This window comes from Microcystis sp. M049S2 (assembly GCF_020245625.1).
Lineage (GTDB): Bacteria > Cyanobacteriota > Cyanobacteriia > Cyanobacteriales > Microcystaceae > Microcystis > Microcystis ichthyoblabe_A.
Window position 1 is genome coordinate 1 of record NZ_JADBUN010000147.1, and the last position, 11,929, is coordinate 11,929.

Sequence of the window (11,929 nt, forward strand, 5' to 3'; positions counted from 1 at the left end):
ACAAGACAAACGAGAGGATATCCTAAAAATTGCCACCAAACATGGTGCTTTTAATGTGCGTGTATTTGGTTCCGTTGCTAGAGGTGAGGAAACCGAAAATAGTGATATTGATTTTTTAATTGATTATGATTTAGCTAAAACATCCCCTTGGTTTCCAGGTGGATTATTAGTTGATTTAGAGGATCTCTTAGGGTGTAAAGTGGATGTAGTAACTGAAAAAAGCCTTCATCATCTAATTAAACAGCGAATTTTAAAGGAGGCAATTAAGTTATGAATGAAGATCAAGTTTATCTTGGATATATTTTAGACTGTATTGATAAAATTAAGGAATATTCCCAAGGAGGAAAACAGGAGTTTTTTGCTAATTCAATGATCAGCGATGCTATCATTATACGCTTACAAACCTTGGCAGAATCAACTCAACGGCTTTCGGAGGAATTAAAGGCAAATATTCCCGATGTTGACTGGCGTAATATTTCTGGTTTTAGGAATATTTTAGTACATGATTATTTAGGGGGAATTGACCTTAATACAGTTTGGGATGTGGTAGAAAATTATTTGGATAATTTAAGAGAACAGATTTTAAGGCATCTAGAATCAGTCAATACTTAATCAAAGTCTAATTTTGTAGGTTGAGTTGAGCGAATCAATGGGTTAAAGAAAACCTCTCAATTTTAGGGGAAAGCGAAACCTAAAACCCAACACCTAAATCCGTCGGAATCGGAGATCGCTTCTCATGACTCATTGTTCGCTTAATTTTTTAGGGGAAGGGTTTTAAAGTTGCTGTTACCTTTATTCTGTATGCTTTTTAGCGAGTAAGGTAAGTAGAACATTGCCGAGAGTGCGATCGCCTATTGTCTCGCTCAAACCCCAATCAATTCGTTAAGCTCAAAATGGTCTTTTTGTACTAATAAATATTCGAGTAGAACGCTCAATGCTTTTGCTAGAAACCATTTGAGACAATTTATAAAATTTTCGGCTCGAGAAATGAGCGAACGGTAAGTTGTTTCATCCCCTCATTAATAATCAACACATGAGGATTTTGAGGAAGATACACGAATTTATGGGCGATGTTCGGGGCATCGAACCCCTCAAAGCCGAACGGTAGGGACTCATAAGACCTCTTGCATAAATCCGAAAACAAACGATAGAAACAATAATGGGAGGGACTTTCAGTTAATTATTTATTAGTAGTTGATAATCTTCAAAAATGTTGCTGTACAAGGATCGACTTAAGACTTTTGCAAGAGGTCTATACTAAATCCGTTGAGCATAGGCTACTTATGAGGAGAGACAAGAGGCAGAAGGCAAGAGGCAAAAGGGGGAATAAATAATCAGTTTTTAATAACCGAATTTAGTATCACGCGGTTTCGTTGAGAAAATTGTCGGAAAAGAGATATTAACTCAGAAAGCGATTATACTCAATGATTGAAGACTATTGGCCGGCGATCGATGAACCAAGACAACGAGATTAGTCATTTACTAGACCTCATGCCTGCTTCGGGACGGATGATGACGCGCATTGTCAGCAAACCCGAAAGCAGCAAGGTAATCGAAACTAATTTTCCCCTACCCTGGCAAAGAGGAGTCAGACCGATTCCAATTAATTTTGACCTCTGGCGGCAATTATCAAGATCCCAACGGGATTTAGTCTTGTTAAGGGCTGTCTGTGTTTTAACGGCAGTAAAATGGTTTAAACCCGATCTCGATCGAGTAATTGCTCTGGCTGGTATCATCGGTTTAACCGTGGAAACCCTACAAACCGATGCCGTCGGTATGGCAGTAGCGGGGGGTTTAACTGCCTTGGCAATTAACCGGATTTGGCGGGAAAAACGCAGCCCCCAACGGGAATTAGACGCGGATGAAGCGGCCCTAAAAGTGGCCGTTAGACGCGGTTACACGGAAACCGAGGCCGCTAAAAGTTTATTATCGGCTATTGAGACTATAGCTGAAATTGAAGGGCGATCGAGTCTCAATTTTAACGAGTTATTGCGCTGTCAAAATCTGAAAAAATTAGCCAATCTCTCCTTTGTTGGTGTTCCCGATCAGGTGAGACAATCTTAAGGTCAGTTGTTTTGGCTACTGGCTTTCTTTTTACCGATTACCGATCACTGATCACTTAAATCCCTAACCATAAAATAACTACTATAAAAATATTTTTCCCCTTGCTCAATGGCTGCAATTGACTCTTTAGAAAAAGTCTTAAAACATCACTTTGGCTACGATCAATTTCGACCGAATCAACGCCAAATAATTGAGGCTGCTTTAAATGATCAGGATTTATTAGTAATTATGCCCACCGGAGGCGGTAAATCTCTCTGTTTTCAGCTACCTGCTTTAATTAAAAAAGGGGTGACGGTGGTGGTTTCTCCCCTAATTGCCTTAATGCAGGATCAAGTAACTGCTTTAGCTGATAATGGCATCGGGGCAACATTTCTCAATAGTACTTTAAACGCTAAACAAGTCAGAGAAAGAGAATCTTTAATCCTGCAAGGAAAAATTAAACTGTTATATGTCGCCCCAGAAAGATTATTATCGCCTAGTTTTTTAGACTTTTTAGCTGTTATTGATAATTACCTCGGTTTAGCCTGTTTAGCGGTGGATGAAGCCCACTGTGTCTCCGATTGGGGCCATGATTTTCGTCCTGAATATAGACAAATTAAACAAGTCCGTCAACGCTTTCCCTCCGTGCCAATTCTCGCTTTAACTGCCACCGCTACCCAACAGGTGAGGGAAGATATTATCCAACAATTAGGATTGCGAGATACTTCCATTCATATTGCTAGTTTTAATCGTCCTAATCTTTATTATGAAGTTCAACCTAAAACCAGTAAATCTTATCAGCAATTGTATCAATATATTAAAGGACAAAAAGGATCAGGAATAGTTTACTGTATCAGTCGCAAAACCGTCGATCAAGTTGCCGAACAGTTACAAAAAGATGGTATTAATGCCCTACCCTATCACGCGGGTATGGAGGATCGGGAAAGAAGCGAAAATCAAACCCGTTTTATTCGGGATGATGTGCAGATTATGGTGGCGACAATTGCCTTCGGTATGGGGATTAATAAACCGGATGTACGCTTTGTCATTCATTACGATTTACCCCGCAATTTAGAGGGATATTATCAAGAATCTGGCCGCGCTGGTAGGGACGGAGAACCGGCTAAATGTACCCTCTTTTTTAGTTTTGCCGATGCCAGAAAAATTGAGTATTTTATTAACCAAAAAACCGAGCAAAATGAACAACAGAAAGCTCGTCAACAATTGCGACAGGTGTTAGATTATGCTGAAGGGACTGAATGCAGAAGATCGAGTGTACTAGGGTACTTTGGCGAAAGTTTTGCGGGTAACTGTGGTAACTGTGATAACTGTCGGAATGGGAACAATTCTGAGGATTGGACAATCGAGGCACAAAAATTTTTATCCTGTGTAGCGCGGACGGGACAAAAATTCGGTATGATGCACATAATCAACGTACTCAGGGGAGGAAAAGGTGAAAGAATCACCCAATATCAACATCATTTATTATCCACTTATGGCATCGGTAAGGATAAAACTCTCGGGGAGTGGAAACGTTTAAGTCGTTCCCTTGTCCAGCAAAATCTACTGGTAGAAACAGAAGACAATTTTAGAATCTTGAAACTTAATCAACATAGTTGGGAAGTGATGCGGAAACAGCGTTCCGTGTTTATTGCCGTCCCCCAAAAAGCTAACGGTCAAATCTTGGGAGACGACAATCCCAATACGATGGAAAGTGATTTATTATTTGATCGCTTGCGACAACTGCGGAAAAAAATTGCTGATAGTCAAGGGGTTCCTCCCTACGTTATTTTCCATGATTCTAGTCTGCGTTTGATGGCCCAATCAAAACCCCGGAGTTTAGAGCAGTTTCGTCAAATTTCTGGAGTAGGACAAAGCAAAGTTCAACAGTATGGGGATATATTTATAGCGGCAATTAATGATTTTTGTCAGGATAGTCTTCCCTCTACTCAATTTCTCACTCTCCAATACTATCAAGATGGTTTGAATGTGGAAGAAATCGCTCGTAAAAGAAGCTTAAAAGTCTCAACAATCTATGAACATTTAGCTAAATTGCTGGAAGCTGGTTACGAAATTGATATTAATCAGTTAGTTTCTAAGAATAAACAGGAATATATTCGTTTAGCGATTAAAAAAGTTGGCGTTCAATCCCTGAAAACTCTCAAAGAAAATCTGGGAGATAATTATAGTTATGAGGAAATTAAATTAGTTGTTGCTTGGCAAAGACGACTTTAAAAGCTATAGGAGAGGGGGAATTATAAATTATGAATTATGAATTATGAATTATGAATTATAAATTATGAATTATGAATTATGAATTATGAATTATTAAGTGGGGAAGTGGGGAAGTGGGGAGTTTTTTCAGTGATCAGTAAACAGTGAACAGTGAACAGTGAACAGTGAACAGTGAACTGATAACTGTTTACTGTTTACTGATCACTGAATTAAGCAAATTCTATTTAGGGGACAAACGTTCTTGAATTTTATTAATCGCCCAGCTTAAAATCGCCCCCGCAATTAAAATACTAATAGCAGGATTGAATAAGGGCAGCCAAAGACGCTGAAAAAGTTTAAATCCTAGGGGAATTCCCGTGGATTCACCGATAACAGCCACGGCAAACCAGAGAAAACCCGCTATCACTAAAAACACATCAAATATTAAGATTCTATTCAACCACTTGACAAATTGCTCTTTCATTGCATCAAAAACTTAGGTTATTTATACAGTTTATTCACGAAAAAGTATAGCACTGTCACCTTAATCCCAAGCTCTCCAGAGCCAAGCTAGTCCGGCAGTAATGATTAAAACTTTAGTTAACCAGTCTCCCCAGCGCACATATAAAGTTCTCGTATCCCGTCGATAAATTGTTTCGCTATGGATTTGATATTTATCCAAATCCGATAGCCAAAGCTGATTACCGTGGGGATCGACAAAAGCAGAATAACCCGTATTGGTGGCCCGGGCCATCCATCGATCGGTTTCGATCGCTCGCATGGTATCCTGAGCATGGTGTTGAGCGGGCATGGCGTGGTTATAATGGGCGTTATTAGAAGCAGTAATAATAAATTCGCCTCCCCTAGCAGTTTGACGGCGAAAATGTTCGGAAAAAGCCGATTCGTAACAAATGCCCACAATGGTTTTACCGAAAGGACTGTCAATAATTTGATCGGGATTTCCCGGGATTAAATGCGCTTGCAAGGGAGAAAGGCGATCAACAATTCCGCCCAAAATTTCCTGAAAAGGAACGTATTCGCCTAAAGGCACGAGAATTACTTTATCATACCGACTAATCACCCGTCCCTCGCCATCAATGGTCAAGAGACTATTGTTATAACCCTTGTCCACCTTGCCAAATGCACCCAACCAGATCGGCGTTTTTTTGGCTAAAATTGCCGAATAAATCGAGCTATTATTGACTAAGTTCTCCCAATAGTAGGGTAAGGCGGTTTCAGGAGTTAAGACGGCATCTACTCCTTGATCAGCGAGAATTTGATAACCAGAGGTGTAACCTTCGAGCGCCTTTTGAAATCCTAGGGGCGAAAGTTTAATCGTGTTGGGAATATTGCCCTGAATTACGCCAATTTTTATCCCTAAATCCCTTGACTTTTCGATCGGTTTATGGTATGTGTTCCATCCCCAGAGATGCAGGCTCAAACAAATGAGGAGGGGTAAGGAGAGAAAAGCGAGATTTTGCCGCGATTGACGGATTAGGAGCAAGCTTTCGGCGATTAAACCATTAACTGCCACAATTGCCGCCGTTACCGTCGTAAAACCCGATAATTTGCCCAATTGCAGAATCAATAAATTATGGGGACTTTGGCTATAAGCAAGGGTAGTCCACCAGAGGGGGGATTGACTCCAGAGAGATTCTAACCCACACCAGAGAGCAGTGCCGACTAAAACCCGTAGGAGGGCATCCCGAAAGGATGACTGATTAACACTTTTGTTGACATAAAACATAACTAACGTCCAAGTTAGCACGATCGCCGTTCCCCAAAAAGTGATAAACAACCAACAAAACAGGGCAATTGACAAACTGGCTAACCAGGGGACACCCATCCACGTCATCGGGTGAATTCCCGTGATCCAGAATAAAGCCAGACCATGGTAGGCAAAACCCCAGCCAAAACCGTATAAAAGCTGTTTTTTTAGGGATTTTTCCGCTAATCTCACAACCATCCACAGGGGGACGAGAGAAATCCAAGCGAGTAACCACCAAGAAACTGGCGCTACTGTTAACCCCATCCCCACACCGGCCAAAATTGCCCAGAGAAAACGCACCATCTTTCACTCCAGTCAGGTTAAACTGGTCTGACCCACTAGATCTCAGAGTAGCTAGAGGGAAGACAAAAAACAAGAGACACACAGAAGTTTTGGCTACATCTACAATAGAGCAGTTAACGAGTAAAAAAAGCCCTTCCATGAGATGCTATGGCACGCTATAGACTCAGATAAACAGGGAGATGGGAAATGTTACCCTCACCCTGAAAGCCTAAACTCGGACTGATTAAGTGATTGAATACATGGATAATTTTAACCCCAAAATAACGGCTCTGGCTCTTCTCTTGAATGTTGAGGAAAATCTCGAAGATATTTTCCGGAAAATAGCTAGTATGAGCGCTCATCAATTGCAAGCGCGGCACTGTTCAATACTGTTAAGCTCTCCACAGGAATTAAAGGGGGAAATTACCGATTATCTAGAAGTTTTTGCCCATTATGATGAGCTATCACCTTTAGCTGATCAAGAAATAATTAAACTTGATCAAGGTATTGCCGGCACTGTGGCAACTACAGGAAAACCTCTACTAATTAAGGATATCACTCGATCGCCATTTGCCAGTGCAGCCCCTTATTCCAAAAAATCAAATAATAATAGTTTTATAGCCGCACCGATTATCCTCAATCAGCAGATAATTGGAGTAATTAATCTCAGTTTTCCCCTAGACAAAAAACATTTTGAACTATTAGATTTAGAAATCTTGCAGTTATTCGCTCAACAGGCTGCCCAATCCCTGCAAATTTTTCATTTGCAAGGGATGTTAAAATCTCGTTTTGTGGCCATGGCAGTGACTAGAGAAATAGCAGAAATTCAGTCCGAACATTCGATCGCTGTCCATCCCTATCCTCCAAAATTAGCCAAAATTGTTGCTAAGGCTTTTTTTAAAGAATTAACTCAGGCCGGTTTTGGAACTCATGAAGTTATTGAGATTGCCAATGAGGTTTTGAATTTACTACAAAAGACTCTTAATAAACATAAAAATCGTCTAGAAGCAAAAGATTGAGCTATAATCAAGGGTTAAAATCGACTCACTTGCCACTCCAGTGCTGTCCTAAGAAGTAATTGAGATAGTTAACAGCTTAATTTACTGATTGCCGCTGCCATCCTGTCTTCCTAATTCATAGACACCAGAGGCAACACAAGCGAGAATACCGACACTAATCGGCCAACTTTTTCCTAAACTAATCTCAATTAACCAATCGGATAAACCGCCGAGAATGAGAAAGGGAATAATACTAAAGATAGAGGCATAAAAAGCATTTTGGGATTCTCTGGCGACGCGAGTTTTTTCAAACTCCTCTAGGGAAGTATAGAGGAAACGCTCGGCAAAATTAAACCAGCGATCAAAAATTTCTATAAACCAATTTCGTACCCCAGCTAACCCCAAATATAATGCTAAAGACCAGAGACAGCTACCGGCAATAAAAGCCGGAGAAATATTGATAGTGAAGGGCAGAAAGTCGATTACCATAAATGAGAGCCACAGAAGTGGTAAATTTGAGCGAACGGCTTAATCAATCTTAACAAGTCTTGACCCTTGCACCAAAGAGATGAAAATTCTTCAGATTGTTCCTTCGATTTCCCTTGTTTACGGTGGCCCTAGTCAAATGGTACTTGGTTTGTCAGCAGCCTTAGCACAACTGGGCCAAGATGTGACTATTATCACCACCGATTCCAATGGTGACACGGGACAAGCACCCCTAGATGTGCCTTTGGGGGTCCCTGTTAGTCAAAATGGCTATCAAATCTATTATTTTCCCTGTTCTCCCTTTCGGCGCTATAAATTTTCCCTTGATCTGTTTACTTGGTTGGCTAATAGGGCAAAAGATTACGATATCGCCCATATTCACGCCTTATTCTCGCCGGTAAGCAGTATATCGGCTTTGATCGCTCGTTATCATCAACTGCCCTATATTCTCCGTCCCCTAGGCACCCTCGATCCGGCAGATTTGCAAAAAAAACGGCAACTTAAACAAATATATGCCAATTTTCTGGAAAAAACCAATTTAGCGGCGGCGGCGGCGGTTCATTTTACCAGTCAGCAGGAGTGTCAAACTGCCGAAAGATTTAATATAAAAACTAAGGATATTATCATCCCCCTAGGGGTAGATTTTTTTAACCCACAAGCTTTACCAGTAAAGGGTTTTGAGCTTCCCGAAAATAAACCGATCATTCTCTATATGTCCCGTCTTGATCCGAAAAAAGGTCTAGATTTATTGCTGCCCAGTTTAGAAAGGTTGTTAGAAAATGGTCTAGATTTTCATTTTGTCTTAGCAGGAAGCAATCCCCAGGACCGGGAGTACGAAAATCGGATTAAAAATCAGATCGAGCGGTCAATCTTGGGCAAAAATACGACAATTACCGGATTCGTGACCGGAGAAGTCAAAAATAGCCTCCTCGCTAGGGCCGATTTATTTGTTTTACCTTCCTACTATGAAAATTTTGGCATCGCGGTTGCCGAAGCTATGGCCGCCGGAATTCCTGTGGTGATCTCTGATCGAGTGGATCTGCATCCTGCGGTGGCAGCAGCGGCTGCGGGATGGGTGACAGCTTGTCAGCTTGAGGATTTAACTAATACTTTGGAAGCGGCTATCACTAATCCTGAAATTCGCCAACAACGGGGGAAAAATGCCAGGGATTTAGTCTTAAATCAATATAGTTGGTCAGCGATCGCTGAACAGATGCTAACTGTCTATCAAAATCTAGTCTGAGCTATCGATCGTCCCCTGCTCGATCGAAGTCACAGACGGATTAAGATTTAAGCCATCAGGATAATCAGCACTAAAAATGCCAGTAGGGTTAAACCTGATTGCAGAAAGACGGGGAGTGCAAAAGAATTCATAACAGTGGCTCACTTTCTAGGGACGGCTCTATTCCCAATATACGCTTTCATCTCCGCTAACTCCTCATATTTCCCTCCGCAATGTCATCATCTCATCATTTATTCATCCCATAGGGAGAATTTGAGGCAAATTGTACCGCATTTAAACTGGATAGGGAGCATTTTAATACAAATGTACGAAACTTAGTCACTCCCCACCCTGTTAAGTAGCTAAGTAGTTAGGTGTTAAAAACTATCGGATCCCCCCTTATCAAGGGGGGATTAAGGGGGGATCGAACCCAAAATCTATCTTCAATTTAATTATAACCAGCTACTTCACTTAAGTTTCAGCGCCGTGATTATAATTAGGGAATGATAGAAATTCTTAGGCAATAGGATCACATCAGTGTTGATAAATCATCTTTTCTTCGGCGCTTTTCTACCCCTTGATACTCTCCTGTCCACCCAGGGGATTATGGTTATGCTTCTGGCCGCTTATGCCTTAGCCATGTGGATGTTTCTAACTAGCGCCCCAAAAGTTTATACAATCATGGTGACAGATTTGGAGACAGCCCGACAGTTTTATGAAGGACTTTTAAGTTTACCCACGGCCGATGTCCCCCTCCATTACTATTACAATTATGAGCAGACGATGGGCAATAATATGATTGACCCATTTTATATGTCTAGTAATCCAGCTGTGACTACTGCCAACCCTTCTGTGGGAGATCAACCCCAGGGTTTATGGTATCAGTTGAAGAAAAATACCCAACTGCATATCGTTGCTGGGGCAACTGCGGGTTATAAGGATCGTCATCGTCACGTTTGCTTTGATCATGATTGTTTAGAACAAATTCTGATGCGGGTGGAATCACGACGCTTAAAGTATAAAGTTCGTCGCAATAAACCTTTAAATTTTTTGGTCAAAGATAATGCTGATCGCGTGATTGAAATGGCCGAAGTCTCAAATTAGTTAACGGTAATTTGATTGGGGGCAACCATAACGGTAAATAACTAAACTATGAATGCTCAACTGCTCACAATCGTTTTAATTTCTTTAGGGGTAGGCATTGGTTTGGCGATTCTACTCCTGATTTTAGTCAAGTTAAGACGCTGCAACCAACAGGTAAATAGTATCGTCGATTATCACTCTCTCATCGGTTTAATCGGAGTTGTTCAAATCCCCTTCGATAAAAATAGCAAGGGGAAAGTGCGAGTTAATGTCGGGGATAGTCTGATCGATATAGTAGCGATAACGGAAGGGGAAGAACAATTTAATGTCGGTGATCAAGCATTTATTCTCAGTTGCAGAGACAATAAGGTTTTAGTCATTCCGGAAAAGTATATCAGAGGCGATTTCTAATTTCTTCTAAACCAAAGGGTAACTAACTATGAATAGTCAAAATAATTCCTATCTCATCCAAATTAATCCCAACCAATACGACAACAATAACAATAACAGTGCTGGCAATTTATTATTGAATAGTGTTCCCATTGCTTTATTGATATTTCTGGGGGTCGGTGCGATTTGGTTTATCAATTCTTTTTTGTGTATTTGTAAACCCAATGAAGTGGTAATTCTGAGTGGGATGAAACGCAAATCAAAAGATAGACAGGATGCAGGTTATCGAGTAGTATCGGGGGGTCGGGCGATTCGTATTCCAATTTTAGAAACCGTTAAACGCATGGATGTCACCACAACCCCGATCAGAATTGAGATTAAAAATGCCTATTCTAAGGGCAATATTCCCCTGAATATAGTGGCAATTGCTAACGTGAAAGTTAGTTCTAAACCTGAAATAGTCGGCAATGCGATCGAACGATTTTTAGATCGAGATCGAGAAGAAATTATTCGCGTAGCTAAAGAAACTTTAGAAGGAAACTTGCGGGGTGTAGTCGCAACAATGACCCCCGAACAAGTGAACGAAGATCGCCTAAAATTTGCCGAAAGTATTACCAGTAACGTCAGTCAAGATCTGTTTAAACTCGGTTTAGAAATTGATACTCTCAAAATCCAAAATGTTGCCGATGACGTGGATTATCTTAACTCCCTCGGACGGGAAAGAATTGCTTTAGTCATGCGTGATGCTGAAATTGCCGAATCAAATGCCCTCAATGAAGCTGAACAAATAGTCGCGGAATGTGAGGAACAAGCAACCGTAGCTAAAACCCGCGATCAAATTATCATTTTAGAGCAAGAAAATGAGTTGAGAAAGTTAAAGGCAAAACTGGAACAACAGGCAAAATCGGAAGAAGAAATAACTATCGCTGCCGCTAAGGAAAAACGTGCTATAGTTGAGGAAAAATTGCAACAGGTTAGGGCAGAATTGGAAAGATTACGTCTCCAAGCAGATCAAGTTTTACCCGCAGAAGCGCAGCAGGAAGCTGAAACTTTCCGCGCTAGAGGAGAAGCGGCAATTTTTGAAGAAAATGCCAAAGCTGAAGCCTTGGTTAACGAATTATTTGCAGAAGTCTGGCAAAATACCGGCAGCGAAGCAGAAGCAATTTTCTTGATTCAACAGTTAGAAACTATCCTGGAGGAGGCGATTAAAATTCCTAAACGATTACACCTCGAGCGAGTTAATATCGTTGATAATGGTGATGGTAAATCCCTGGCTGCCCTGATCAAAGTCTATCCCGAAATCGTCAATCAATTCCTCGCCAGTGTCCATCAAACCCTCGGTATTGATGTGGTGGGAACTCTCACCAATAAAATTGAAAAATAGCAGTCAGAAAACCTACTAGACAGGCCTTCTAAAATAGATTGTTACCGAGATCGAGTAGG

At 40.9% G+C, this 11,929-nt stretch carries 12 protein-coding genes; 9 read left to right on the forward strand and 3 right to left on the reverse strand.

Features of this window, described 5'->3' with window-relative positions; all coding sequences use genetic code 11:
• From IM496_RS12450 to recQ, 4 genes are all read left to right on the forward strand, one after another.
• Window positions 1-274: nucleotidyltransferase family protein (locus IM496_RS12450; protein ID WP_287662081.1), on the forward strand; the 274-nt coding region annotated here is incomplete at its 5' end.
• Window positions 271-612: a HepT-like ribonuclease domain-containing protein gene (locus IM496_RS12455; RefSeq protein WP_194013780.1), complete on the forward strand. Its 342-nt coding sequence runs from the start codon at window positions 271-273 to the stop codon at window positions 610-612. The genes IM496_RS12450 and IM496_RS12455, both read left to right, overlap by 4 nt.
• Before the next feature lie 840 nt (window positions 613-1,452).
• A complete protein-coding gene (locus IM496_RS12460; protein ID WP_104397241.1) occupies window positions 1,453-2,064 on the forward strand; it encodes a DUF3318 domain-containing protein in 612 nt (203 codons plus the stop codon).
• A gap of 108 nt (window positions 2,065-2,172) precedes the next feature.
• The gene (recQ, locus tag IM496_RS12465) at window positions 2,173-4,278 is read left to right on the forward strand and encodes a DNA helicase RecQ (protein WP_287662083.1); all 2,106 of its coding nucleotides are present in this window, start codon (window positions 2,173-2,175) and stop codon (window positions 4,276-4,278) included.
• A 220-nt stretch (window positions 4,279-4,498) separates the two neighbouring features.
• Here recQ and IM496_RS12470 read toward each other — a convergent pair whose 3' ends face one another.
• Both IM496_RS12470 and lnt read right to left on the reverse strand, forming a co-directional pair.
• A complete protein-coding gene (locus IM496_RS12470; RefSeq protein ID WP_002740130.1) occupies window positions 4,499-4,741 on the reverse strand; it encodes a DUF8620 family protein in 243 nt (80 codons plus the stop codon).
• Between the two features lie 60 nt (window positions 4,742-4,801).
• A complete protein-coding gene (gene lnt / locus IM496_RS12475) occupies window positions 4,802-6,328 on the reverse strand; it encodes an apolipoprotein N-acyltransferase (RefSeq protein WP_287662084.1) in 1,527 nt (508 codons plus the stop codon).
• A 239-nt stretch (window positions 6,329-6,567) separates the two neighbouring features.
• Between lnt and IM496_RS12480 the strand changes: the two genes are divergently transcribed.
• Window positions 6,568-7,326: a GAF domain-containing protein gene (locus tag IM496_RS12480; protein ID WP_287662085.1), complete on the forward strand. Its 759-nt coding sequence runs from the start codon at window positions 6,568-6,570 to the stop codon at window positions 7,324-7,326.
• Between the two features lie 81 nt (window positions 7,327-7,407).
• Here IM496_RS12480 and IM496_RS12485 read toward each other — a convergent pair whose 3' ends face one another.
• Window positions 7,408-7,794, reverse strand: a complete 387-nt coding sequence (locus IM496_RS12485; RefSeq protein WP_287662087.1) for a hypothetical protein — start codon at window positions 7,792-7,794, stop codon at window positions 7,408-7,410.
• Window positions 7,795-7,873: 79 nt separating this feature from the next.
• On the opposite strand from IM496_RS12485, the gene hpsP reads away from it, so the two are divergent.
• The 4 genes from hpsP (at window position 7,874) to IM496_RS12505 (ending at window position 11,870) form a co-directional block, all read left to right on the forward strand.
• Window positions 7,874-9,034 (forward strand): hormogonium polysaccharide biosynthesis glycosyltransferase HpsP, encoded by a 1,161-nt coding sequence (gene hpsP, locus IM496_RS12490; RefSeq protein ID WP_287662088.1) that lies wholly within the window; start codon window positions 7,874-7,876, stop codon window positions 9,032-9,034.
• Between the two features lie 516 nt (window positions 9,035-9,550).
• Window positions 9,551-10,117, forward strand: a complete 567-nt coding sequence (locus tag IM496_RS12495; protein ID WP_194013792.1) for a glyoxalase-like domain protein — start codon at window positions 9,551-9,553, stop codon at window positions 10,115-10,117.
• Window positions 10,118-10,165: 48 nt separating this feature from the next.
• Window positions 10,166-10,507 carry a hypothetical protein gene (locus IM496_RS12500; RefSeq protein WP_104397234.1) on the forward strand — a complete coding sequence of 114 codons (342 nt, stop codon included), beginning with the start codon at window positions 10,166-10,168 and terminating at the stop codon, window positions 10,505-10,507.
• 28 nt (window positions 10,508-10,535) lie between these two features.
• Window positions 10,536-11,870, forward strand: a complete 1,335-nt coding sequence (locus IM496_RS12505; protein ID WP_194013794.1) for a flotillin family protein — start codon at window positions 10,536-10,538, stop codon at window positions 11,868-11,870.
• Window positions 11,871-11,929: the final 59 nt, after the last annotated feature.

What these genes read in the sequence shown, in the direction of transcription:
- IM496_RS12500 (WP_104397234.1), top strand. Translation starts at nt 10,166, where the DNA reads ATGAATGCTCAACTGCTCACAATCGTTTTAATTTCTTTAGGGGTAGGC.
- recQ (WP_287662083.1), top strand. Translation starts at nt 2,173, where the DNA reads ATGGCTGCAATTGACTCTTTAGAAAAAGTCTTAAAACATCACTTTGGC.
- IM496_RS12460 (WP_104397241.1), top strand. Translation starts at nt 1,453, where the DNA reads ATGAACCAAGACAACGAGATTAGTCATTTACTAGACCTCATGCCTGCT.
- lnt (WP_287662084.1), bottom strand. Translation starts at nt 6,328, where the DNA reads ATGGTGCGTTTTCTCTGGGCAATTTTGGCCGGTGTGGGGATGGGGTTA.
- IM496_RS12480 (WP_287662085.1), top strand. Translation starts at nt 6,568, where the DNA reads ATGGATAATTTTAACCCCAAAATAACGGCTCTGGCTCTTCTCTTGAAT.
- IM496_RS12505 (WP_194013794.1), top strand. Translation starts at nt 10,536, where the DNA reads ATGAATAGTCAAAATAATTCCTATCTCATCCAAATTAATCCCAACCAA.
- IM496_RS12455 (WP_194013780.1), top strand. Translation starts at nt 271, where the DNA reads ATGAATGAAGATCAAGTTTATCTTGGATATATTTTAGACTGTATTGAT.
- hpsP (WP_287662088.1), top strand. Translation starts at nt 7,874, where the DNA reads ATGAAAATTCTTCAGATTGTTCCTTCGATTTCCCTTGTTTACGGTGGC.
- IM496_RS12485 (WP_287662087.1), bottom strand. Translation starts at nt 7,794, where the DNA reads ATGGTAATCGACTTTCTGCCCTTCACTATCAATATTTCTCCGGCTTTT.
- IM496_RS12470 (WP_002740130.1), bottom strand. Translation starts at nt 4,741, where the DNA reads ATGAAAGAGCAATTTGTCAAGTGGTTGAATAGAATCTTAATATTTGAT.